General features: G+C 65.1%; 25 protein-coding genes and 1 tRNA gene. 17 read left to right on the plus strand and 9 right to left on the minus strand.

The window, feature by feature from the left end; all coding sequences use genetic code 11:
- Positions 1 to 132: 132 nt before the first annotated feature.
- Entirely contained in the window at positions 133 to 555 is a 423-nt protein-coding gene (gene ndk, locus ACNI3R_RS04905; RefSeq protein ID WP_426180458.1) for a nucleoside-diphosphate kinase, read from the plus strand.
- Positions 556 to 557: 2 nt separating this feature from the next.
- Positions 558 to 1,079 carry a GNAT family N-acetyltransferase gene (locus ACNI3R_RS04910; protein ID WP_426180460.1) on the plus strand — a complete coding sequence of 174 codons (522 nt, stop codon included), beginning with the start codon at positions 558 to 560 and terminating at the stop codon, positions 1,077 to 1,079.
- A gap of 610 nt (positions 1,080 to 1,689) precedes the next feature.
- On the opposite strand, the gene ACNI3R_RS04915 is transcribed toward ACNI3R_RS04910, so the two are convergent.
- Positions 1,690 to 1,827 (minus strand): hypothetical protein, encoded by a 138-nt coding sequence (locus tag ACNI3R_RS04915; protein WP_426180461.1) that lies wholly within the window; start codon positions 1,825 to 1,827, stop codon positions 1,690 to 1,692.
- Positions 1,828 to 1,875: 48 nt separating this feature from the next.
- Between ACNI3R_RS04915 and ACNI3R_RS04920 the strand changes: the two genes are divergently transcribed.
- Positions 1,876 to 2,301: a hypothetical protein gene (locus ACNI3R_RS04920; RefSeq protein WP_426180462.1), complete on the plus strand. Its 426-nt coding sequence runs from the start codon at positions 1,876 to 1,878 to the stop codon at positions 2,299 to 2,301.
- A 146-nt stretch (positions 2,302 to 2,447) separates the two neighbouring features.
- Here ACNI3R_RS04920 and ACNI3R_RS04925 read toward each other — a convergent pair whose 3' ends face one another.
- The 4 genes from ACNI3R_RS04925 to purM all read right to left on the minus strand — a co-directional run bounded on the left by ACNI3R_RS04925 (position 2,448) and on the right by purM (position 5,332).
- Complete coding sequence (locus tag ACNI3R_RS04925; RefSeq protein WP_426180464.1) at positions 2,448 to 2,873, minus strand: hypothetical protein; 426 nt, start codon at positions 2,871 to 2,873, stop codon at positions 2,448 to 2,450.
- Positions 2,874 to 2,971: 98 nt separating this feature from the next.
- Complete coding sequence (locus ACNI3R_RS04930) at positions 2,972 to 3,595, minus strand: hypothetical protein (protein WP_426180466.1); 624 nt, start codon at positions 3,593 to 3,595, stop codon at positions 2,972 to 2,974.
- Positions 3,588 to 4,166, minus strand: a complete 579-nt coding sequence (gene purN / locus ACNI3R_RS04935) for a phosphoribosylglycinamide formyltransferase (RefSeq protein ID WP_426180468.1) — start codon at positions 4,164 to 4,166, stop codon at positions 3,588 to 3,590. The genes ACNI3R_RS04930 and purN overlap by 8 nt, the downstream gene beginning before the upstream one ends.
- A 65-nt stretch (positions 4,167 to 4,231) precedes the next feature.
- Positions 4,232 to 5,332 (minus strand): phosphoribosylformylglycinamidine cyclo-ligase, encoded by a 1,101-nt coding sequence (gene purM / locus ACNI3R_RS04940; protein WP_426180470.1) that lies wholly within the window; start codon positions 5,330 to 5,332, stop codon positions 4,232 to 4,234.
- A 62-nt stretch (positions 5,333 to 5,394) separates the two neighbouring features.
- On the opposite strand from purM, the gene ACNI3R_RS04945 reads away from it, so the two are divergent.
- Genes ACNI3R_RS04945 through ACNI3R_RS04955 form a run of 3 tightly spaced genes read left to right on the plus strand, consistent with a single transcriptional unit; the run spans position 5,395 to position 9,407 of the window.
- On the plus strand, positions 5,395 to 6,606 hold the full coding sequence (locus tag ACNI3R_RS04945; RefSeq protein ID WP_426180472.1) for a heavy-metal-associated domain-containing protein: 1,212 nt from the start codon (positions 5,395 to 5,397) through the stop codon (positions 6,604 to 6,606).
- Entirely contained in the window at positions 6,603 to 7,226 is a 624-nt protein-coding gene (locus ACNI3R_RS04950; protein ID WP_426180474.1) for an HdaA/DnaA family protein, read from the plus strand. The genes ACNI3R_RS04945 and ACNI3R_RS04950 overlap by 4 nt, the downstream gene beginning before the upstream one ends.
- Positions 7,227 to 7,235: 9 nt before the next feature.
- The gene (locus ACNI3R_RS04955) at positions 7,236 to 9,407 is read left to right on the plus strand and encodes an RNA degradosome polyphosphate kinase (protein ID WP_426180476.1); all 2,172 of its coding nucleotides are present in this window, start codon (positions 7,236 to 7,238) and stop codon (positions 9,405 to 9,407) included.
- Positions 9,408 to 9,413: 6 nt separating this feature from the next.
- Here the strand turns inward: ACNI3R_RS04955 and ACNI3R_RS04960 are convergent, their stop codons facing one another.
- On the minus strand, positions 9,414 to 10,022 hold the full coding sequence (locus ACNI3R_RS04960; protein ID WP_426180478.1) for a phosphatase PAP2 family protein: 609 nt from the start codon (positions 10,020 to 10,022) through the stop codon (positions 9,414 to 9,416).
- Between the two features lie 105 nt (positions 10,023 to 10,127).
- Here ACNI3R_RS04960 and ACNI3R_RS04965 point away from each other — a divergent pair, with 105 nt between their 5' ends.
- Entirely contained in the window at positions 10,128 to 11,627 is a 1,500-nt protein-coding gene (locus tag ACNI3R_RS04965) for a Ppx/GppA phosphatase family protein (protein ID WP_426180479.1), read from the plus strand.
- 37 nt (positions 11,628 to 11,664) lie between these two features.
- On the opposite strand, the gene rnd is transcribed toward ACNI3R_RS04965, so the two are convergent.
- Positions 11,665 to 12,843 (minus strand): ribonuclease D, encoded by a 1,179-nt coding sequence (gene rnd, locus ACNI3R_RS04970; protein WP_426180480.1) that lies wholly within the window; start codon positions 12,841 to 12,843, stop codon positions 11,665 to 11,667.
- A 95-nt stretch (positions 12,844 to 12,938) separates the two neighbouring features.
- Between rnd and aspS the strand changes: the two genes are divergently transcribed.
- The 6 genes from aspS to ACNI3R_RS05000 all read left to right on the plus strand — a co-directional run bounded on the left by aspS (position 12,939) and on the right by ACNI3R_RS05000 (position 18,067).
- The gene (gene aspS, locus ACNI3R_RS04975; RefSeq protein WP_426180481.1) at positions 12,939 to 14,717 is read left to right on the plus strand and encodes an aspartate--tRNA ligase; all 1,779 of its coding nucleotides are present in this window, start codon (positions 12,939 to 12,941) and stop codon (positions 14,715 to 14,717) included.
- A gap of 153 nt (positions 14,718 to 14,870) precedes the next feature.
- Entirely contained in the window at positions 14,871 to 15,656 is a 786-nt protein-coding gene (locus ACNI3R_RS04980; protein ID WP_426180483.1) for a polyphosphate kinase 2 family protein, read from the plus strand.
- A 142-nt stretch (positions 15,657 to 15,798) separates the two neighbouring features.
- Positions 15,799 to 16,071 carry an HU family DNA-binding protein gene (locus ACNI3R_RS04985; RefSeq protein ID WP_296624673.1) on the plus strand — a complete coding sequence of 91 codons (273 nt, stop codon included), beginning with the start codon at positions 15,799 to 15,801 and terminating at the stop codon, positions 16,069 to 16,071.
- 157 nt (positions 16,072 to 16,228) lie between these two features.
- A tRNA-Val gene (locus ACNI3R_RS04990) sits at positions 16,229 to 16,303 on the plus strand.
- Positions 16,304 to 17,069: 766 nt separating this feature from the next.
- Positions 17,070 to 17,435 carry a response regulator gene (locus tag ACNI3R_RS04995; protein WP_426180485.1) on the plus strand — a complete coding sequence of 122 codons (366 nt, stop codon included), beginning with the start codon at positions 17,070 to 17,072 and terminating at the stop codon, positions 17,433 to 17,435.
- Between the two features lie 143 nt (positions 17,436 to 17,578).
- Positions 17,579 to 18,067: an addiction module antidote protein gene (locus tag ACNI3R_RS05000; protein ID WP_426180487.1), complete on the plus strand. Its 489-nt coding sequence runs from the start codon at positions 17,579 to 17,581 to the stop codon at positions 18,065 to 18,067.
- 164 nt (positions 18,068 to 18,231) lie between these two features.
- Here ACNI3R_RS05000 and ACNI3R_RS05005 read toward each other — a convergent pair whose 3' ends face one another.
- A complete protein-coding gene (locus tag ACNI3R_RS05005; protein ID WP_426180489.1) occupies positions 18,232 to 19,038 on the minus strand; it encodes a phosphotransferase family protein in 807 nt (268 codons plus the stop codon).
- Between the two features lie 127 nt (positions 19,039 to 19,165).
- On the opposite strand from ACNI3R_RS05005, the gene ACNI3R_RS05010 reads away from it, so the two are divergent.
- Positions 19,166 to 19,342 carry a hypothetical protein gene (locus ACNI3R_RS05010; RefSeq protein WP_296624667.1) on the plus strand — a complete coding sequence of 59 codons (177 nt, stop codon included), beginning with the start codon at positions 19,166 to 19,168 and terminating at the stop codon, positions 19,340 to 19,342.
- Between the two features lie 50 nt (positions 19,343 to 19,392).
- Here ACNI3R_RS05010 and ACNI3R_RS05015 read toward each other — a convergent pair whose 3' ends face one another.
- Positions 19,393 to 20,040 (minus strand): alpha/beta hydrolase, encoded by a 648-nt coding sequence (locus ACNI3R_RS05015; RefSeq protein WP_165321298.1) that lies wholly within the window; start codon positions 20,038 to 20,040, stop codon positions 19,393 to 19,395.
- A gap of 112 nt (positions 20,041 to 20,152) precedes the next feature.
- Here ACNI3R_RS05015 and ACNI3R_RS05020 point away from each other — a divergent pair, with 112 nt between their 5' ends.
- From ACNI3R_RS05020 to ACNI3R_RS05030, 3 genes are read left to right on the plus strand one after another with little or no spacing between them, the layout of a single operon-like run.
- Positions 20,153 to 21,211 carry a cysteine desulfurase family protein gene (locus ACNI3R_RS05020; protein ID WP_426180490.1) on the plus strand — a complete coding sequence of 353 codons (1,059 nt, stop codon included), beginning with the start codon at positions 20,153 to 20,155 and terminating at the stop codon, positions 21,209 to 21,211.
- Positions 21,208 to 22,293, plus strand: coding sequence for a cysteine desulfurase family protein (locus ACNI3R_RS05025; protein WP_426180492.1), 1,086 nt, complete (start codon positions 21,208 to 21,210; stop codon positions 22,291 to 22,293). Before ACNI3R_RS05020 ends, ACNI3R_RS05025 begins: the two co-directional genes overlap by 4 nt.
- Entirely contained in the window at positions 22,290 to 22,625 is a 336-nt protein-coding gene (locus ACNI3R_RS05030; protein ID WP_426180493.1) for a 2Fe-2S iron-sulfur cluster-binding protein, read from the plus strand. The genes ACNI3R_RS05025 and ACNI3R_RS05030 overlap by 4 nt, the downstream gene beginning before the upstream one ends.
- Positions 22,626 to 22,685 lie beyond the last annotated feature (60 nt).

The raw sequence follows: 22,685 nt of genomic DNA on the forward strand, positions 1-22,685 counted from the left end.
ACCATGCGGCGGCGCCCGGCCAATGGCGCGAATCATGGAGCGGCAGCGGTGCCAGCCTTGCCTTGCCATCGGCCCGCGCAACCACTAAAGGCGCGCCATCTTCCACCCAGACAGACATGGAGCCGCTCGCCGATGGCGACCGAACGTACCTTTTCGATCATCAAGCCCGATGCGACGCGTCGCAACCTGACGGGCGCGATCACCGCCAAGCTCGAGGAGGCCGGCCTGCGCGTCGTCGCTTCCAAGCGCATCCACATGACCCAGGAACAGGCCGAGGGTTTCTATGGCGTGCACCGCGAGCGTCCCTTCTTCGGCGACCTCGTCAGCTTCATGATCTCGGGCCCGGTCGTGGTCCAGGTGCTCGAGGGCGAGAACGCCGTCGCGCGCAACCGTGAAGTGATGGGCGCCACCAACCCGGCGAACGCCGACGAGGGCACGATCCGCAAGACCTTCGCGGAATCGATCGAAGCCAACTCGGTCCATGGTTCGGACAGCCTCGAGAACGCCAAGATCGAGATCGACTATTTCTTCAAGCCGGAAGAAATCGTCGGCTGATCATGACGGACCCCGTCATCAGGCGGGCCGTTTGCGAGGATGCCGCCGCGCTGGCTTTGGTCGGCGCGGCGACCTTCCTCGAAACCTATGCGCACATCATCGGCCTGCCCGACATGCTGCAGCACTTCGAAGGCAAGAACAGCGCCGACGCCTGGCGCGCCTTCACGAGCGATCCCGCCGGTGCCGCCTGGATCGCCGAAATCCCCCAGACCCGCGCGCCGATCGGCTTCGCGCTGCTGACCCCGCCAGACCTGCCGATCGAGACCGGCCCGACCGACATCGAGCTGCGGCGCATCTATGTCATGGGCAAATGGCACGGGCACAGACTCGGACGGCGCCTGGTCGACGAAGCGACCGCCCATGCGCGAGAACGCGGGATGCAGCGCCTGCTGATCGGGGTCTATTCGGGCAATGACGCGGCGATCGGCTTCTACCGCCGCCTCGGTTGCGAACTGGTGGGATCGCGCCGCTTCCAGGTCGGCGACGCGGTGTTCGACGATCTGATCTTCGGGCTGGATCTGTAAGCAAAAAATCCATCGACGCCTGCTATCGACACATGGCTAGAACAATCGAGATGGGATGTATTTCTGCCGGAAAGCTATTTAGCTTACCGCTATGCGAACGCACCTAGAATTCAGATCTCACGGGCTACTTGATGCTCATGGTAACCCAGATTTTTCGCAAGCCAAGAAGGTTGCGGACCACTTAAAGTCTATGTTGCCGAGCGCCGGGTTCGAGGTCGAAGACCTAATCTCGGAAGACTGGGGATGGTCGGTGCGATTGCGCCATGATCCGTTCCCACTCTGGATCGGCTGTGGCTTTTATCCGGAATATGAAGACGGCTTCTTATGCTTTATCGAGCCATCCAAGCCGTATGTTCGAAAGTGGCTCAAGCGTATACCGACGGAGCAACCTGTCGAGCGACTTGCGGATGCGGTCGAACGTATTCTGCGAGAAGACAAAGACGTTCGCGATTTGCGCTGGTGGACTGAAGAAGAGGTTCGGCAAGGCTAATGGTCCACTCCGGGGCCGCTTCCGACCCTGCAACCTTTACAAATGGACGAGCTAACAAAAGCGGAGGCCGGGCATTACCCCCTTCCGCTGGCGGCTCGTCCAGATGTCGTCGAGGCGCTTCTAAGCTGCGGCCGCAGTGGTATCGTCGATCATCGACAGGCCACGCAGGCGGACTTCGCTGCCGCCGAGGAAGCCGCGCTCAGTTATATAGCCCACATCATTAAAGGTGACGCCGCCGACGACGGTGAAACGGCGCATCACAGTAAGTGGTATTGCTAAACTGGCCCATCAAACTACGATAAGGAAATGGGTGCCATCATAAGAAGTCTGGTGGTGGCTGCGGCGCCGATCTTCGCCATCGTAGCTCTTTTGATTACGAGGCCTAGCCTTGGCTGGGTTGATGTTGCCATCAGCCTTGGGATCGCGTTCGCGGCCAGCTACGGTATTTTGATCGCAGCTATTCCAATCCACCTGATGCTTCGGCAGTTTAATCGAACGGATTTTGCGAGCTATCTGTTGGCGTTCCTGCTCGCTCTGGTCGCGTTGATCGCAATCTCAACCATCGTCGAAGGTTCACCGCCGCCGCCGATGCCGAACGATAATTCGCCCTTCGCCGAGATGACGCTGAGGAATGGCGGATGGATTTTTTTCATCATCGTCGGGGCGCCAATCGTAACAGTGATGGCTTGGATTTTCTGGCGGTTTGCAGCTTTTCCGCACACAGATTTGTAGTCACGGGCTGGCTGCTAAAGGGGCGACTTTTAACAGGCTGGCGACGCGGTGTTCGACGACCTGATCTTCGGGCTGGATCTGTAGGCCGTAAAATCTACAGGGGCGGCCGCTTTCGGCCTATGGCCTGAAAGCCCGAAAAGGGGTGGTCAGCGGACGTATGTCTGACCTTTCACGCTCGCTATTGCCGCCGTTGTAAATGCGAGGAGGTGAACCAGCAGGGTCACAAGCAAATACAGACTGCCCAACTCGGAGGCATCCCCTGCCAGCCCGTCATGGACTGCGAGGCCCGACACCCGCAAGAACAGCGACATGCCTTGTGGATAAACTATGATCGCGACCGGAACAAATATGAGATGTGGAAACCATCGCAGTGTATATTTTTGAGCGATCATCCATGCGATAGCGGAGAGGGCAAGTGGCGCCAGCGTTGCCACAAGCCATAGAAACCAAAGGCAGACTATGTTTACTGCGGGCCGTGCGTAAAAGGCGATCGTATCAATCGCAGAAGGGGCGGCATACACTGTGGTGGCCGCTAAGGCAGCACTGTATGCGACAAGATCAAGACGCTTCATTCCGTAAGCATGACTTTTAGCCCGCATGTCCGCAAGGCTAGCGATTCCTACAGACTGTTGTCGTGAGCATACAGCATAGCAACGTCGAAAGATGAAGTTTATCCCTTCTTCCGGTGGCGGCTCGCCCATATCTGGTCGAGGCGCTTCTGGGCTGCGGCCGCCGTCGTGCGGCCGATCATCGATAGGCCGCGCAGGCGGACTTCGCTGCCGCCGAGGAAGCCGCCCTCGATCGCATAGCCGACGTCATAGAGGGTGACGTCCTCGGCGACGTCGCCGCCGACGGTGAAGCGGGTCGTGATCGCGACGGGCAGGCGGGCGTCGCCGCGTGGGCGTTCCTGCTCGCCGGCATCGCGGCGGGCCTTGCGCAGGCCGTCGGACAGCCAGTCGGCCTCGATGCGCGGGTCGGTGCTGTCGACGGGATCAAGGTCCAGCGCTTTGGGGAAGGCGATGGTCTGGCCCTGGATGACCTGTTCCCCGGTCGGCTGCAGCGCGAGACGGTCGCCCTTCTTCTCGACCTGGGCACGCAGGACGAGGATGCGCGCCTTCGTGCCGGCGGCTCGGTCCTGGGCGACCTTCTCCTCCTCGTTATGGCGGCGTTCGCTGTAATTGTTCCAGAGGGTCAGCACCGACACGACGAGCGCGGCCACGCCCAGCGCCTCGCCCAGCGTGATCCAGCGCAGCCGGCGCCGGCGGGCTTCCGCCGCAGAGGTCTCTTCAGCCATGGCTCCGGATATAGGCAGCCAGAGCCTCGGGATAAAGGCGGTGTTCCTCGATCAGCACGCGATCGGCGAGCGTCTCGGGCGTATCGCCCGGCAGGATCGGCACGCGCGCCTGGGCGATGACCTCGCCATCGTCGAGTTCGGGCGTCACGACATGGACCGAACAGCCGGCCTCCGCGTCGCCCGCCTCGATCGCGCGCTGGTGCGTGTCGAGGCCCTTGTACTTCGGTAGCAGCGAGGGATGGATATTGACGATCCGGCCTTCCCAGCCCCCGATGAAACCCTCGCTCAGGATCCGCATATAGCCGGCCAGCGCGATGAAGCGGACGCCGGCCTTGCGCAGTGCGACGTCCACGATCGCATCGAACTCGGCGCGCTTGAGGCCCTTGTGGCTGTGCGCGAAGGTGGCGATGCCGGCCGCGCGGGCATGGTCGAGACCGGCCGCCGCCGGATCGTTGGACGCGACGAGGACAACGGCATAGGGGCAGTCGGCCGCCTGCGACGCCTCGATCAGCGCGGCCATGTTGCTGCCCCGGCCCGAGATCAGGATGGCGATCGGCGTCTTGTCGGTCACGCGTTCAGAACCTCGTCGATGCCCGTGTCCGGGCGATCAGCGGCGGGAAGCGGCGAGGGCGCCGTTCAGCCGAGATGCGTGGCCGACCAGGCGGCGCGCGCGCTCCAGCTCTCGTCGCTGCCCTTCACGGTGCAGCCCTTCTCGCCCTCGGCGATATGGCCGATCCGGAAGACGGTCTCGCCCGCTGCGGTCAGTTCCGCCGTCACCGCGTCGACATCGTCGGCCGAGACGATCACCGCCATGCCGACGCCGCAGTTGAATGTGCGCGCCATCTCGCCCGGCTCGATATTGCCCTGCGCCTGCAGGAACGCCATCAGGCGCGGCTGCTCCCAGGCGTCCGCATCGATATGGGCGTGGAGCCCGTCGGGCAGGACGCGCGGGATATTTTCGAGCAGGCCGCCGCCGGTGATGTGCGCCATCGCGCGGACCTTGCCCGCGCGGACGACCGGCAGCAGCGAGCGGACATAGATGCGGGTCGGCGCCATCAGCGCCTCGATCAGCAGCACGTCCTGATCGAACAGGGCGGGGCGGTCGAGCTTCCACCCCTTGTCGGCGGCCAGGCGGCGCACGAGCGAGAAGCCGTTGGAATGGACCCCCGAGGAGGCGAGGCCGAGGATGATGTCGCCGGCCGCCACGCGGTTGCCGGTAAGCGCCTGGTCGCGCTCGACCGCACCGACGCAGAAGCCGGCAAGGTCGTAATCGCCGTCGGCATACATGCCCGGCATCTCGGCGGTCTCGCCGCCGATCAGCGCGCAGCCGGCGATCTTGCAGCCTTCGGCGATGCCCGCGATGACGCGCTCGGCGACGCCATTGTCGAGGCGGCCGGTCGCGAAATAGTCGAGGAAGAAGAGCGGCTCGGCGCCCTGGACGATCAGATCATTGGCGCACATCGCGACGAGGTCGATGCCGACGCCGTCATGGCGCCCGCTGTCGATCGCCAGCTTCAGCTTGGTGCCGACGCCGTCATTCGCCGCAACCAGCAGCGGATCGCTATAGCCGGCCGCCTTCAGGTCGAAGAAGCCGCCGAAGCCGCCGAGATCGGCATCGGCGCCCGGACGGCGCGTGGCCCGCGCGAGGGGCGCGATCGCCTTGACCAGGGCATTGCCCGCCGCGATCGACACGCCGGCCTTGGCATAGGTGTAGGATTCTTGATCGTTGCTGCTCATGTTGCAGGCCCCTAGACATATCGTGCTTGGATTTCCACGGCCAAGTCGCCAAAAGGCACTGCGTGACCCTCGCCAAACGCTTTTTCCGTCCCATTCCGCTGTCCATCCTCGGCGCCGGTGCGCTGCTGGGGGCGCTCGCCTTTGCGCAGCTGGAGCGGGCGGACGAGCGCGGGGTCCCGCCGATCGACGGATCCGGCAGCTATGAAGTGAGCGGCATCAAGGTCGATGTCGCCGCCCGCACCGCCGATCAGGCGCGCTATGGCGGCTGGCGCGAGGCGCAGCGCAAGGGCTGGAAGATGCTGTGGGCGCGGGTCAACGGCAAGCCGGTCGAGAATGCGCCCGGCCTGCCCGATTCGACGCTCGATTCGATCAGCGGCGGCATCGTCGTCGAGCGTGAGCAGGCCGGCCCGAACCGTTATGTCGCCACGCTGGGCGTGCTGTTCGATCGCGCGCGGGCCGGCGAGTTGCTCGGCGTGAAGGGTGCGGTCCGCCGTTCGGCGCCGATGCTCGTCATTCCGGTCGAATGGAGCGGCGCCACCCCGATCAGCTTCGAGCGCCGCAGCGAATGGCAGAAGGCCTGGGCGCGCTTCCGCGCGGGGAACAGTCCGATCGACTATGTGCGGGTGTCGGGAACCGGCGCCGATCCGGTCCTGCTCAACGCGGCGCAGGCGCGTCGGCCGGGGCGCAGCTGGTGGCGTATGCTGCTCGACCAATATGGCGCGGCCAATATCGTCGTGCCCGAGGCGACGCTGTTCCGCCAATGGCCCGGCGGTCCGGTGATCGGCCGCTTCGTCGCGCGCTACGGTCCCGATGCGACCGTGGTCGACCAGTTCACGCTGACCGCCGACACGGGCGATGCGCTGCCGGCGATGCTCGACCGGGCGGTGCAGCGGATCGACACCACCTATACGCGCGCGCTGCAGGAAGGCGGGCTGCGCGGAGATCGCTCGCTCGTGATCGAGACTCCGGCGGAGGAAGTCCCGATCGACGATGTGCTCGACCAGATGGCGGCTGCTGCGACCACCAGTGTCACCGTCCAGATCGACACGCCCGATGCCGCCGCTCTGCGCGCACAGGAAGCGCAGCTCAGGGCGCTGACCGGCGTCACCGCCGTGCAGACCGGCAGTCTCGCTTTCGGCGGCACGAGCAGCCTGCGCGTGGCCTTTTCCGGCCCGGTCAGCGCGCTGCGCGAGGCGCTGGTCGCGCGCGGCTGGCAGGTCGAGGATGCTGGCGGCGGCCTCCGCATCAGGCGCGCGGCCGCTCCGGCGCCATGACCGATCAGATCGCGCTGCCCTTCCAGTGGCCGGCGGAAGCGAATGAGCGCGATTTCATCGTCGGCGACGCCAACCGGACGGCGGTCCGGCATCTCGAACATTGGTCGCTCTGGCCGGTCATGGCTAGCGTGCTCACCGGACCGCGCAAGTCGGGGCGGAGCCTGCTCGGGCGGATCTTCGCGGCGAAGACCGGCGGGCGCTTCGTCGACAATGCCGAGAGCCAGGACGAGGAGCGGCTGTTCCACGCGTGGAACGCGGCGCAGTCCGAGCGCAAGCCGCTGCTGCTGGCCGCCGACGAACCACCCGCGCGGTGGAAGATCAAGCTTCCCGACCTGCGCTCGCGGCTGCTCGCCAGCCAGCATGTGGCGATCGAGGAGCCCGATTCCGCGCTGATGACCGCGCTGGTCGAGAAGCTGATCAACAGTCGCGGGCTGGAGGCGCGTCCGGAGGTGGTGCGCTATGTCGTGCCCCGGATCGAGCGCAGCTATGTCGCGCTCGGCCGGCTGGTCGATGCGCTCGACGAAGCCGCGCTGGCGCGGCGACGGCCGATCACTTTGGCCGTCGCCAAGGAAGCGCTTGCGACGATCGGAGTCACGGAAGATACATATAGGCTGCTATAGTGGACGGCCATGGACTCGATCGAACCCCAATCGCATGACGCAGACCTGATCGGGAGCCCGATCCCGCCCGAGCCGGTGCCGCTGCGGGAGCGTTATTTCAACCGCGAGGCGAGCTGGCTGGCGTTCAACCAGCGCGTAATGGACGAGGCGTCCAACCCCGCGCATCCGCTGCTCGAACGCCTTCGCTTCCTGTCGATTTCCGGCAATAATCTCGACGAATTCTTCATGGTCCGCTTTGCCGGCCTCAAGGCGCAATTGCTGGAGGGCGTCGACAGCCTGTCGCCCGACGGACTGACCGTCGCCCAGCAGCTCGACGGCGCCAGCGACCGCGCCGACCAGTTGATGACCGACCAGCAACGCGTCTGGGACCGGCTGCGCGACGACCTAGCCAATGCCGGGATCGTCGTGCTCGAAGAGGGCGAGATCGAAGGCGACGATGCCGAATGGCTGGAGCGCTATTTCAGCGAGCAGATCTTCCCGGTGCTGACGCCGCAGGCGCTCGACCCGGCCCATCCTTTCCCGTTCATCCCGAACAAGGGCTTCAGCCTGTTGTTCGACCTGACCCGGCTGTCCGACGGCGAGCAGGTTTTCGAACTGCTGATGGTGCCGGCAACGCTTCCGCGTTTCATCCGCCTGCCGCGCGGCAGCGCCCGTTATGTCGCGATCGAGACATTGGTCCGGCGCTTCACCAATCTGCTTTTTCCCGGTTACGAGGTGCGCGGCCATGGCGCGCTTCGCATCATCCGCGACAGCGACATCGAGGTCGAGGAAGAAGCGGAGGATCTCGTCTTGTACTTCCGTACCGCCATCAAAAGGCGGCGGCGCGGCCGGGTGATCCGGATCGAGCTCGAAGGCGGCATGTCGGCGTCGCTCGAACCGTTGTGGAAGGATCAGATCGGCGGCGCGGACAGTTTCGTCACCGAATCGGGCAGCTTCCTGGGCATCGCCGATCTCGCGCAGCTGGTCGAGGAGGATCGGCCCGACCTGAAGTTCACGCCGTTCAGCCCGCGCTTTCCCGAACGCATCCGCGAGCATGGCGGCGATTGTTTCGCGGCGATCCGGGCGAAGGACATCGTCGTCCACCATCCCTATGAGACGTTCGACGTCGTGCTCGCCTTCCTGCGGCAGGCGGCGCAGGACCCCGATGTCGTCGCGATCAAGCAGACGCTCTATCGCGCGGGCAAGCAGTCGGCAGTGATCCGCGCGCTGGTCGATGCGGCCGAGGCGGGCAAGTCGGTCACGGCGGTGGTCGAGCTCAAGGCGCGCTTCGACGAGGAGCAGAATCTCCTCTGGGCGTCGCAGCTGGAGCGCGCGGGCGTGCAGGTGGTCTATGGCTTCATCGACTGGAAGACCCACGCCAAGGTGTCGATGGTCGTCCGCCGCGAGGCCGACGGGCACAAGACCTACTGCCATTTCGGCACGGGCAATTATCACCCGATCACCGCGCGCATCTATACCGATCTCAGCTTCTTCACCGCCGATCCCCGGCTGGGGCGCGATGCGGCGCAGCTGTTCAACTACATCACCGGCTATGTCGAACCGGTCGACCTCAACCTGCTGACCATCTCGCCGCACGGCATGCGCGACGAACTGGCGCGGCTGATCGACGCCGAAATCGATCATGCGCGCGCCGGCCGTCCTGCCGCGATCTGGGCAAAGATGAACTCGCTGGTCGACCCTGCGATCATCGAGAAACTGTACCGCGCCAGCGCCGCCGGGGTGCAGATCGATCTCGTCATCCGCGGCATATGCTGTCTGCGGCCGGGTGTGCCCGGTCTGTCGGACAATATCCGGGTCAAATCGGTGGTGGGGCGCTTCCTTGAGCACAGCCGCATCGTCTGCTTCGGCAACGGCGCGGCGCTGCCCAACCGCAAGGCGAAGGTGCTGATCAGTTCGGCCGACTGGATGCCGCGCAACTTCGATCGGCGGGTCGAATATCTGCTGCCGATCGAGAATCCGACGGTTCATGCGCAGATCCTCGATCAGGTGATGGTCGCCAATCTGATCGATGACGAGCAGAGCTGGCAGCTGATGCCCGACGGCAAGTATGAGCGGGTGACGCCGGGCAAGCGGCCGTTCAACCTCCACCGCTATTTCATGACCAACCCGTCGCTTTCGGGCCGCGGTGCCGCTTCCCGCAAGGACGGCTCGGTCCCGAAGCTGTCGCTCCGCCGGAACTGATCGGGGTCAGATCGCTCGGCGAGGCGCGATTGGCAGCCAGCGACTGGCGATGCCGATCCAGATCAGCGCGAGGCCCCAGCCGGCGAGGACGTCGCTGGGCCAGTGGACGCCGAGCGCCAGGCGGCTCCAGCCCACCCCCAGCGCGAAGGCTGCGAGCATCGGTGTCAGCCACGGCCGGTCGCGTCCGAACAGCAGCGCTAGGGCCAGCATCGTCAGCATCGATCCGGCGGCGTGCGAGCTGGGAAAGCTCAGGCTCGTGACCTCATCCAGCCGGCCGACGAGCGGCGGGCGTGGGCGCGCGAGGATGCCCTTGGCGGCCTCGACGAACAGGCGACCCGATCCGATCGACAGGAAAAGCCACAGGGCCTCGGCCTTCCGTCCCTTGAGCGCCAGGACAAAAACCGTCGCCATAGCGACGGGCCCGAGCGTGCTGAATCCGCCGGCGTTGGTCAGCAGGGTCGTCGCCGGGATCAGGGACGATGACGGATCGAGGCGGAAGATCGTCAGCCAATGGCCGTCCATCGCGGGAAGGCAGAGCCATAGCGTCATCCCCGCCGCCACCAGAAATATGCCGAGAAGCGGCCAGGCCATGGCGGGTCTGAGGAACGGGTTCATGGCTTCGCCTGCCACGCCCTCCCTGTGCCTTGCAAGGCGTGGGTGGAACCAAAGTGCAACTTACCGCTTCCGGTCGACGGCGGATGTGCGTTAGAGCGGAGACCTATGCCAGCGATTTCGATGTTCCGTCGGGCCAAGCATCCGGCGCCGGGCCATACCCGTGTCGGAATCATCGACATCGGCTCCAACTCGATTCGTCTCGTCATCTATGACGGCCCGGCCCGGGTTCCGGCGGCGCTGTTCAACGAGAAGGTGATGGCCGGGCTGGGCAAGGGGCTTGCCCGCACGGGCGCGCTCGATCGCGACGCCATGGAGCGCGCGCTCCACGCCCTGTCACGGTTCAAGCGCCTCGCCGAACAAATGGGGGTGCCGCATCCGCGCACGGTGGCGACGGCGGCGGTCCGCGACGCCAGCAATGGCAAGCTCTTCATCGATCGGGTGCTCGAACTCGGCCTGCCGGTCGAGATACTTTCGGGCGACGATGAAGGGCGAATCGCCGGGCTTGGCGTGATCGCCTCAATCCCCGAAGCCAATGGCATCGTCGGCGATCTGGGGGGCGGCAGTCTCGAACTGGCCCGCGTGGTCGACGGCGAAGTGCGTGAAACCAGCTCCTTTCCGCTGGGCGTCCTGCGCATCGATGCGGTCAAGGCGAACGGACCACGCGCATTGCGCGCACTGGTCGACAAGACGCTCGGCAAGGCCGGGTGGAAAGGGAAGGGGGCTGGTCTGCCCTTCTACATGGTCGGCGGTTCGTGGCGGTCGCTGGCGCGCCTCGACATGTATCTGACCGATTATCCGCTGCCGATCGTTCACCATTACTGGATGCCGCCCGAAAATGCCCAGCATCTGGTGCGCGTGCTGGCGCATCTCGATCGCAAGCGCCTGCGCGAGGTCATCGGCCTGTCGGGCGCGCGCATTCCCACGCTGTCGCACGCCGCTTCGCTGCTGACCCATGTCGTGCGCGAACTTGGGTCGAGCGAGCTGATCGTCTCGGCTTATGGCCTCCGCGAGGGGCTGCTCTACGAGGAATTGTCGCCCTATCAGCGCGCGCAGGATCCGCTGATTGCCTCGACCCGTGAAGAGGGCGCGCGTCAGGGTCGCTTTCCCGAACATGGTGATCTGCTCGAACGCTGGATCGCGCCGCTGTTCGAGGGCGAAAGCCGCGAGGATGCGCGCGTTCGCCACGCGACCTGCCTGCTGGCCGATGTGGGCTGGCGCGCGCACCCCGAGTTTCGCGCCGAGCGTGGTGTCGAGACCGCGCTCCATGGCAATTGGGTGGGGATCGACTCCCGCGGCCGGGGCATGATGGCGCATGCGCTGTGGACCAGCTTCGGCGGCAACGGGATGGTACCCGTCATCAGCAGCATCTGCTCGCCATCGGAGATCGTCACGGCGGAGCGATGGGGACTGGCGCTGCGCCTGGGGCAGCGCTTCTCGGGCGGCGTCGCCGATGCGCTGACGGGGAGCCGGCTGTCACTGGCGCCAGGCGCGCTCGAACTGCGCGTCGACAAGGACAATGCCCTGCTTCACGGCGAGACCGTCGAGCGGCGCCATCGCACGCTCGCCGCCTCGTTCGGGCTGGAAGCGCGCCTTATACTGGACTGAGGAAGACGGGCGGGCTGGCGGTGTGCCGCCCCGGTTTTCACTCCGCGCCGTTACCCTCAAGTGCGGACATCACCATCCGGCCGTTGCGCACGCTGAAGGCGAGCCGTCCCTCGACGAGAGCCAGCGCATCCTTGCCGAAGACATCGTGGCGCCAGCCCTTGAGCATCGGCAGGTCGCGCACGCCGGCCGCCAGCAGTTCGAGTTCTTCCGATCGGGCGATCAGCCGGGCGGCGACGTCGGCATCGCGCGAGCGTACCTTCAGAAGCAGCTTGAGCAGGTCGGCGATCAGCGCGCCCTCCTTGCCGAGACCCGGCTTGCGGTCCTCACGCGGCGGCATTTCGTGGTCGGGCAGCGGGCGGGAGTCGGCGATCGCGGCCATCAGGCGCGCGCCGATGTCATTCTGCGCCCAGCTGGGCGACAGGCCGCGCACGCGCGACAGATCGGACTGGGTCTTGGGCGGATGGGAGGCGAGGTCGGCCAGCGTCTCGTCCTTGGCGATGCGGCCGCGCGGCAGATTCTTCGAGCGCGCCTCGCGCTCGCGCCAGGCGGCGATCGCCTTGAGCCGGCCGAGCACTTCGGCCTTGCGGCTTGGCAGCCGGATGCGTGTCCAGGCGAGGTCGGGTTCATTGGCATAGCTGGCCGGATCGCACAGCCGCTCCATTTCATTGTCGAGCCAGCCGCCGCGTCCGGTCTTGCGCAACTTGTCGAGCATCCGCGGGAACAGCTCGGCCAGATAGGTCACGTCGCCGATCGCATAGTCGATCTGCCGCTTGTCGAGCGGACGCCGGGCCCAGTCGGTAAAGCGGGCGCCCTTGTCGAGCTTGATGCCCAACAGGCTCTCGACCAGATTCGAGTAGCCGATCTGTTCGCCCATCCCCATCGCCATGGCGGCGATTTGCGTATCGAACATCGGGTGCGGCGTCTTGCCTGTCAGATTATGAACGATTTCCAGGTCCTGCCCGCCGGCATGGAAGACCTTGAGCACATCGGGATTGTCCACGAGCAGATCGAGCAACGGCGTCAGGTCGATGTCCCTGGCCTTGGGGTCGATCGCGGCGGCCTCTTCGCTGTTGGCGATCTGGATCAGGCAGAGGTCGGGCCAATAGGTGCTCTCGCGCATGAACTCGGTGTCGACCGTCACGAAGGGCGACTGGGAGAGCCGGGTGCAGAGATTGGCGAGGGTGGCGCTGTCGGTAATGAGCGGGTGAATGTGCATGGCGACGTGCATAGCCGGGTTACAACGCTTGACAAGCACCGCGCGCCCGCGCGAAGCGCTCCGCTCGCAATTTCACCGGAAAGTTGAACCTACCCATGCACGCCTATCGCACGCACAGCTGCGGCCAGCTCCGCTCCGAGCACGTCGGAACCCAGGTCCGTATCTCCGGCTGGGTGCACCGCAAGCGTGACCATGGCAATCTGCTCTTCGTCGACCTGCGCGACCATTATGGCCTGACCCAGATCGTCACCGACATCGAGTCGGAGGCATTCAAGCAACTCGAGCGGCTGCGCGTCGAGTCGGTCGTGACGATCACCGGCGACGTCGTCGCCCGTGCGCCCGAGGCGGTGAACCCGAACCTCGCGACCGGCGCGATCGAGGTCCGTGCGCGCGACGTCGCGGTGCAGTCGGTTGCGCAGGAACTGCCGCTGCCGGTGGCGGGCGAGGCCGACTATCCCGAGGATATCCGCCTGCGCTACCGCTTCCTCGATCTGCGCCGCGACCGGATTCACTCGAACATCGTCCTGCGCTCGAACGTGATCGCATCGATCCGCCGCCGCATGATCGACCAGGGCTTCACCGAATATCAGACGCCCATCCTGACGGCCTCGTCGCCCGAGGGGGCGCGTGACTTCCTCGTGCCCAGCCGCATCCATCCCGGCAAATTCTATGCGCTGCCGCAGGCGCCGCAGATGTTCAAGCAACTGCTCATGGTCGCCGGCTTCGACCGCTATTTCCAGATCGCCCCCTGCTTCCGTGACGAGGACGCGCGCGCCGACCGGTCGCCGGGCGAGTTCTACCAGCTCGATTTCGAGATGAGCTTCGTCACCCAGGAAGACGTGTTCGCCGCGATCGAGCCGGTGCTGCACGGCGTGTTCGAGGAATTCGCCAATGGCCGCGCGGTGACCCCGGCGCCGTTCCCGCGCATCGCCTATCGTGACGCGATGCTGCGCTATGGTTCGGACAAGCCCGACCTGCGCAACCCGCTCGAGATCACCGACGTGACGGAGCATTTCGTGGGCTCGGGCTTCGGTCTGTTCGCGCGCATCGTCGAGGGCGGTGGTGTCGTCCGCGCGATCCCGGCGCCGGGCGCGGGCGCCAAGAGCCGCAAATTCTTCGACGACATGAACGACTGGGCCCGTTCGCAGGGCCATGCCGGCCTCGGCTACATCAACATCAAGGGCGGCGAGGCCGGTGGCCCGATCGCCAAGAACCATGGCGAGGAAGCGACCGCGAAGCTGATCGCGGCACTGGGTCTGGGGCCGGACGACGGCGTGTTCTTCGCGGCGGGCAAGGAACTGCCGACCGCCAAGCTTGCAGGCGCGGCGCGCACCCGCGTGGGCGAGGAGCTGGGCCTGATCGAGCAGGGCGTCTTCAAATTCTGCTGGGTCGTCGACTTCCCGATGTTCGAATATGACGAGGAGAACAAGAAGATCGACTTCAGCCACAATCCCTTCTCGATGCCGCAGGGCGAGATGGACGCGCTGGAGACGATGGATCCCCTCGACATCCTCGCCTACCAATATGACATCGTCTGCAACGGCGTCGAACTGTCGTCGGGCGCGATCCGGAACCACCGCCCCGAGATCATGTACAAGGCCTTCGAGATCGCCGGCTACACCCAGGAGCAGGTCGAGGAGAATTTCTCCGGCATGCTCAACGCGTTCAAGTTCGGCGCGCCGCCGCATGGCGGCTCCGCTCCGGGTATCGACCGTATCGTGATGCTGCTGGCCGACGAGCCGAACATCCGCGAGGTCGTGCTCTTCCCGATGAACCAGAAGGCCGAGGACCTGATGATGGGGGCGCCGTCGCAGGTCAGCCTGAAGCAGCTGCGCGAGCTCAACATCCGCGTGGTCGAGCCGCAAAAGTCCTGACGATTGCCGGGGGAGGGCGCTATGCTCTCCCTCGCATCGACATGCCTGTGATCTGTCCCATAGCTGGACGGTAGGGAAACTGTTTACCGACTCCTGCGATTAAACCATCCTTTCCCGGCGATCATGGGATCGGACCGGGTGGAGTGGTGGCGCTTGGCAGTCGATCTTGCAGATTATGAGAAGGGCCGGCCCTTCGACGGCGATTATGATGCCGCGCTGGCGGAGGTGCAGAAGCGCCTCAGTCGGCTGCATGTCGCGCACGTGGTCTGCAGTTTGCGGACGATGATCCTGTTCGAAGGCTGGGACGCCGCCGGCAAGGGGGGCGCGGTCCAGCGCCTGACCAGCGGCTGGGACCCGCGCCATTTCCGCGTCTGGCCGATCTCCGCGCCGACCGATGAAGAACGCGAGCGCCATTTCCTGTGGCGCTTCTGGCAGAAGCTGCCGGGCAAAGGCCGCATCGCGATCTTCGACCGCAGCTGGTATGGCCGGGTGCTGGTCGAGCGCGTCGAGGCTTACGCCGACGAACGCGCCTGGCGTCGTGCCTATGACGAGATCAACGAGTTCGAGGCGCAGCAGCAAACCGACGGGGTGAACATCATCAAGATATTCCTGCACGTCACGCAGGAGGAACAAGACCGGCGGCTCGCCGACCGGCTCGATCATCCGTGGAAGCGCTGGAAAGTGACGCCCGACGATTTTCGCAACCGGGCGCGGCGCGCCGATTATCTCGCCGCGATGTGGGACATGTTTCGGGAAACCGATACGCGCTGGGCGCCGTGGAGCGTGTTCGACGGTAACGACAAGAAGGCGGCGCGCATCGCCGTGCTGACGCATATCGCAGACGGGCTGGAGAGGATCGTCCCGCTCGAACCACCGCTGCTCGATGCCGATTTCGAGCGCTATGCGCGCGCGCAACTGGGGCGTGAACCGAAGCCCTGAAAGGCCAAGCTTGCCGCGATTTCAGGCTCTTGCGGATATGTCGCCATTGTTGCAGCATCCGAATTGCGGAGTCGAGCCGGGCGCCGCCGCCGGGGCGGGGGATCGCCTTGGCATCAAAGAGAGACAGGTAGGGGACGAAGGCATGAATAAACAGGAGCTTATCGGCACAGTTGCCGAGGCCACCGGCATGACCAAGAACGATGCCACCAAGGCGGTCGAAGCGGTGTTCGACTCGATTACGGCACAGCTCAAGAACGGTGATGAAGTCCGCCTGGTCGGTTTCGGAACCTTCTCCGTCACCAAGCGCAAGGCATCGACCGGCCGCAATCCGCGCACTGGCGAGCCGATGCAGATCGAAGCGTCGAGCCAGCCTAAGTTCAAGCCCGGCAAGGGCCTGAAGGACGCCGTGAACTGAACGATATTGCGCGCGACCATCGGTCGCGTGCCGGGGGGCAAGGCCGCCGCGGGCATTCGCCACGCGTGCGGCCTTCGCTTTTTGGGCTGGACAGCGCGACCGTCCCACCCTATCCGCATCGCCGTCGGCGGGCATGTCCCGCCCGACCTTGCAGAGTGGGCGCATAGCTCAGTGGTAGAGCACTGTGTTCACACCGCAGGGGTCGCAGGTTCAAACCCTGCTGCGCCCACCACTCTGCAACCTCTTATCTCCTCCTCAAGTTCAGACTGCGGCTGTTCGCCGCAGCTGCCCTCACGTCGCAACGGAGGCCTGGTTTCCCGGCGGCTCAAGGTAAGGCCATCGTCATAACGGTGCCGACCAGCACGATCGTGAGCAGCACCCAGCGGACGATTAGTCGAACCATTTTGCGGGTATGGCGTTGTCGGGCTGTCATGAGCAGCACCGGGTGCATCCCGGTCGTCCGTCCTACACAGGCGACGGGCAGTCTAAGGACATGAGACGTCGCGACGCTTCGGTCCCTGCGGCCACCCGCAGGATCCGGAAAACTATGTTGCCCAGCCTCCCGGCGATCGGCCTGTTCCCAGTCGACAGAGGGTTCTGATCGCCTGGGTTCGAGAGTCCGAAGCAAGGTGGCGAGGCGACCTGGCTTATGCAGCGCCTGGAATTCTGCTTCCCGCCGCGCTGGTTCGCGCAGGATCAGATCGCCGGCCGTTTGGTCCATTTCCTCAGCGAATAATGAATTGGTCAATTCATTCACCTCGCGCAATCACATGTAGACTATAGTTGGCGAATATAAATATCGGCAGGTGATAACTATAGTTAACACGAAATAGATGTCATTCGGTTCAAGAGTGAAGCGGTATAGCGCGGTGTTTTATGAAATTAAAATCGAGAAATTCGTTGCAAAAAGGCTTGCGATGAATATTTATGAATTATAAATTGTTACCAATTGTAACATCTGGATGGATTCTTAATCCATAGGCTCCGTGGTTTTACGTATGAAGATATTATTTATTGACGATGATAGGATGCTCCTCGGTGTTGTCGGGGAGATGCTGTCGGGTATTGGGTACCAGGTCGAGATGATGTCGGATCCCTGCGAGGCGATTCTGTATTCTCAGAATAAAGTTTTCGACATCGACCTAATTATAGCGGACATACATATGCCGAGAATGTCGGGTATTACGGTCGTTCGTAAGATCCGGGAGTTGCATCCTGATGTGGATGCGATCTTTCTTACGGGCAACGCTGACATAGCGGTCCCCGGAACCGTGTTACGCAAGCCCTGCACATTGGCCGATCTAGAAAAGGCGATCGCGGAGGTCGCCGGAGGACGCAGGCGGGCTATGGTTTTCCAAGCCTGATCGGGCCCACTGCGATGCAAATACGCAATCGATTTTTAGGGCCTGCCGATCATTACTCGCCATCTGCTCGGACCGCGCGAATGATTCTTTTGACGTTACGGAAATCGGTATTTTGAGATGAGAGGAGGCTTGAACTGAATATCATGAGATCACGGCCTCCATATCCGCCGGAGCAGCCCGATAGTCTTGCCAGCAGCCTCGAACCGGTGTTCGAGCGAGGCGATCCCGCCGAAATCCGGCGTGCTCTGAAACATGTGGCGCGGGCGCATGGCGTCAGCGTTTTGGCGCGCGAGACAGGGTTGACGCGTGAAGCGATCTACAAGGCATTGGGCGATCAGGGCAATCCGACCCTGGATACGCTTTCGCGGTTGCTTGACGCTCTCGAACTTCGCCTCTCCGTTCGCGCCGCACATGTCGAAGGCGCGCTCGCCCACAGCCGCGCTGCGGTGGATTCAGCGATTGAACATTGTCCGCCCGCACGGTCCCGGCCCGATCGCCGTTCGATGTCCAAGAGCCCGTCAAAGGCGGATAGCGCGACGCAGCCAGCCGTCATCATCGCTACGGCCGAGTGCCGTCTGCACCTCAGCGGACGGTCGAGGAGTAGTGGGACGACCATCGGCACGAGCCGTTGAGTCCCACGCCGACCGAGATGATCATCGTGGTGTGGAGCGCTTCACCCTCTTCATCTGCCATCGGGCATCGCCCCCATGCCGTTGACGCGCGGTGCGTCGGAAAGGTCGTCGGCAATTGGCGTACCGTGGCTGTCACCGATGACCGCGACCATCGGCCTGCCGGATCAGGCGCTTACGCCGAGCCTTTCCAGCGCCTGCAGCACCGATGGCCGGTGCACGCGGCTATCGGGGACCAGCGCGGCGACGGCGATCGGAATGCGCCAGGCCGCGACCCGCGCTTCGTCGGTCGCGGTACGGCGCATATATTCGGCGAGATAGAAGGATGCCGCCATCGGCCGCAGCAGATTGAGAGTTGGCCAGGTCCTGAGCAGGCGGCCGAAGCCCGAATAGCGGAACAGCAGCTCGGTCCGGGCCACGTCGCCGGCCGGATCTCCCGAGCAGCCGTTGGACCAGTCGATCGCCGCGATCCCGTGCCGGGTCAGCAGCGCGTTGCCGGGATGGAAATCGCCATGGCACAGGCGGTCGCCGCGCGGTAACGCCTCCAATCGCTCGAGCGCTTCGCGCCGAACGCGCTCGCTGACGGCGGCTTGTTCGATTCTCACGCGTACGATGTCGTGCTGGGCATGGCGGAGGCCTTCGCCGCTGCACCGGTGGATCATGGCGTGGTAATCGGCAAAACGCCGCAGGAGTGGCCGCCATTGCGGGACGCGCAGCGGCAGCGTCCGGAGCAGGGTGGTTCCGGGCACTTCCTCGAGGATGATACCGCGGCGGTTGCCGCACTCGTGCATGCCGAAGGTACGCGGGACGTGAAGCCCCTGGTCCTGAGCATAGCGGACGCCGTCATGCTCGCGTTCGACCACGCCGGGGTCGAGCCCTTCGCGATAGAGTTTCAGAACCCGTCCCCCGCTGATCCGGAAGACTTCGGCGCTGGCACCGGCGCCGACCAGCGCGACGAGATGCGGAACGATCATGTCACCACCCCCTTGTCGGCGCGCCGGAATCGGCTCCTGCTCGTGAATCGGTCGGGCCTGCCTGATTGACATGCTCCCGCGATGCGGTCCATCGGGCGGCTATTGTTCGCACCAAGGTGGACCCAAGATGAACGGCCCGGCCGCTTTTACGCTTTCTATCCTGATGCTTGCAGGATTTCTGCTGGGCGGGGGCGGTATCTGGCTGATCCTCAAGCGCAAGGACTACAAGCGCGGCTGGCTGATGATCGTCGCCGGAACGGTGATGTTCCTGAACGTCGCCATCTGGACGCTGCCGACCGCGTGACGCAGCGCCCGTTAGCGGGCGTCCCGTCATGCGGCCGGCCGCCGTTCGTCTCAACGATCGCCGGAAAGGCGCATGTCCAGATAGCCGTCGACCGACTGCATCAGCTGCGGCATTTCGTCGGCGAAGAAGTGGTTGGCGCCGGGGATCACGTCGTGATGGATCGTGATGTGGCGCTGGGTGCGCAGCTTGTCGACCAGCTTCTGCACTGCGCCGGGGGTCACGACTTCGTCGCTGTCGCCCTGGATGATGATGCCCGATGAGGGGCAGGGCGCCAGGAAGGTGAAGTCGTACATGTTCGCCGGTGGCGCGATCGAGATGAACCCCTTGATCTCCGGCCGGCGCATCAGCAACTGCATGCCGATCCAGGCGCCGAAGCTGAAGCCGGCGATCCAGGTCGTCTGCGCCTCGGGGTGGATCGATTGCACCCAGTCGAGCGCCGAGGCGGCGTCGCTGAGCTCGCCCACGCCATTGTCGAAGGTGCCCTGGCTCTTGCCCACCCCACGGAAATTGAAGCGGAGGGTGGCGAAGCCGCGACGCACGAAGGTCTGGTAGAGCGACTGGACGATGCGGTTGTTCATCGTGCCGCCGCCCTGCGGGTGCGGGTGCAGGATCAGGGCGACGGGTGCGCGCGGGCGCGGGCCGGGGTTGAAACGCCCTTCGAGGCGCCCTTCGGGTCCTGGGAAAATGACTTCTGGCATCGATATCCTTCGGGACATGGATTGAGCCGGGTGCACCGGATGGCGCGCCGCCGAACGAAGGCCTATATAGGCTTGGGCGCTTCTCGCGCAATCAATTGGAGCATCTTCGCGCGTGTCGCCTCCCAGACTCTATCTCGACCATGCCGCAACGACCCCGATGCTCCCCGCCGCCAAGGCGGCGATGATCGAGGCGATGGAGCGCTGGGCGAACCCGTCTTCGCCTCATGCCGAGGGGCGCGCAGCGCGCGCGGCGGTCGAGGACGCGCGGGTCCGGATCACGCGGGGCCTGGGGCATGAAGGCGCGCTGATCTTCACCAGCGGGGCGAGCGAGGCGATCGAGATCGCCTTGCGGCGCAGCAAGGCGAGCGGTCGGCTTGTGTCGGCTGTCGAGCATGACGCCGTCCGCCGTATGGCGCGCGATGCCGGCACGCTGCCGGTCGATCGGCTCGGCCGCGTCGATGCGGATGCGATCGGAGCGGAGGGCGCGCTGTACGCGATCCAGCTGGTCAACAACGAGACCGGCGTCGTTCAGCCGATCGAGGCTTTGCACGAGCGGATCGCCGGTCAGGGCGGGCTGCTGCTGATGGATGCGGCGCAGGCGGCGGGCAAGATGCCGCTGCCTACGGCCGATTTCATCAGCCTGTCCGCGCACAAGCTGGGCGGGCCACCCGGCATCGGGGCCTTGCTGGTCCGCGACCTCGCGCTGCTCGAACCCAGTGGAGGGCAGGAACAGGGCTATCGCGGCGGCACCGAAAATGTCCCGGCGATCATGGCCTTCGCCGCCGCACTGGAGCAGGGGGCGGGCTGGATGGAAGAGGCTTCCCGGCTGCGCGACATGCTCGATGCCGCGATCCGGGCGGAGGGCGGAACCGTCGTCGCCGACGAAGCGGTCCGCTCGCCTGCCATCGCCAGCTATCGCATGCCCGGAGTCGCCGCGACTGCGCAACTGATCCGCTTCGATATGGCGGGCATTTCCGTTTCGGCCGGCAGCGCCTGTTCGTCGGGCAGCCTGAAGCCGAGCCATGTGCTGGCGGCGATGGGCTGGAGCGAGCAGGAGGCGCGCGAGACCGTCCGCGTGAGCTTCGGTCCCGACACCGGCGAGGCGGACATCGATCGCTTCCTGACGGAGTGGCGCCGTATCGCCTCCTCGGCCAACAGCCGCGCCGCATGATCTATCTCGACTATCAGGCCACGACGCCGCTGGCGCCCGAGGTGCGCGCGGCGATGCTCCCATATCTCGACGAACGCTTCGCCAATCCGCATTCGCCGCACAAGCCGGGCCGCGAGGCTGCCGCTGCGGTGGCGGTAGCGCGTGATCGGGTGGCCGCGCTGATGCCGCCGGGCGGGCAGGTGGCGTTCACCAGCGGCGCGACCGAAGCGCTCAACTGGGCGATCAAGGGCAGTAGCGGCCCGATCGTTACCGTGGCGACCGAGCATGCAGCGGTGCTCGATACGGCCCGAGCGACGGGACGCCCGCTGACCGAGCTGCCGGTCGATGCGGATGGCCTGGTCGATCTCGCGGCAGCCGAGGCGGCGATCCGTCCCGGGGTCGGACTGGTCGCAGCGATGCTGGTGAACAACGAGATCGGCGTGATCCAGCCGGTGGCCGAGATCGCCGCGCTCGCGAAACGGGCTGGGGCGCTGATGCTGTGCGACGCGGTGCAAGGCTATGGCCGGATCGATATTCCCGAAGGATGCGATCTGGTGGCGGTGTCCGCACACAAGATTCATGGGCCGAAGGGCATCGGCGCGCTCTGGCTGCGTGACGGGGTGGAGGTCGAGCCGCTGCTTCATGGCGGGCGGCAGGAGGCGGCCGGACGTTCGGGCACCCAGGCGCCGATGCTCTGCGCAGGGTTCGGCGTCGCGGCGGCTCTGATGGCAGAACATTGCGAGGCGGATATGCGTCATGCGCGTGCGCTGTGGGATGCGGCTATGGCTGCGCTGGGCGAAGGCTGGACGCTCAACGGGTCGGCCGAGACGCGCTGGCATGGCAATCTCAACCTGCGAAAAGAAGGGCTCGACGCCGGCCGCCTGATGTCCAACCTGCGTGACCTTGCCTTCTCGGCGGGCTCTGCCTGCGCCAGCGGCTCGGGTAGACCGAGCCATGTGCTCAAGGCTATCGGCCTGACGGATCGCGAGGCGCGGTCGAGCGTAAGGCTGGGTTTCGGGCGCTACACCTCCCCAGAGGAGGTGCGGCGCGCGATGGACATGATTGCGGAGGCGGCGGGCCGCCAGGGGGTAGAAAGCGCATGACGAAGGTCGTTTTCCTGTCGGCCGATGGCGAACAGCGCAGCGAGGTCGACGGCGCGCCGGGGCTGCGCTTGCTGGAAGTGGCGCAGGCCGATGGGCAGCCGCTCGAAGGGACGTGCGAAGGGCAGATGGCGTGCTCGACCTGCCATGTGATCGTCGATCCGGCGGACTTTCCGAAACTGCCGCGCGCGTCCGAGATGGAGGAGGATCTGCTCGACCTCGCCAGCCATGTCACCCGCTATTCCCGCCTCGCCTGCCAGATCCACCTGACCGACGCGCTCGACAGCCTGACCGTGCGGATGCCGCCCGCGTCGCGCAATATGCAAGGGCGCTGAGCGCGCATCTGGCCAACCGGGCAGGGCTGTTTCAGGCGGCTTGCATCGCGCCCACTTCTC

Source organism: Rhizorhabdus antheiae (assembly GCF_049889055.1).
In the GTDB taxonomy this organism is placed as follows: domain Bacteria; phylum Pseudomonadota; class Alphaproteobacteria; order Sphingomonadales; family Sphingomonadaceae; genus Rhizorhabdus.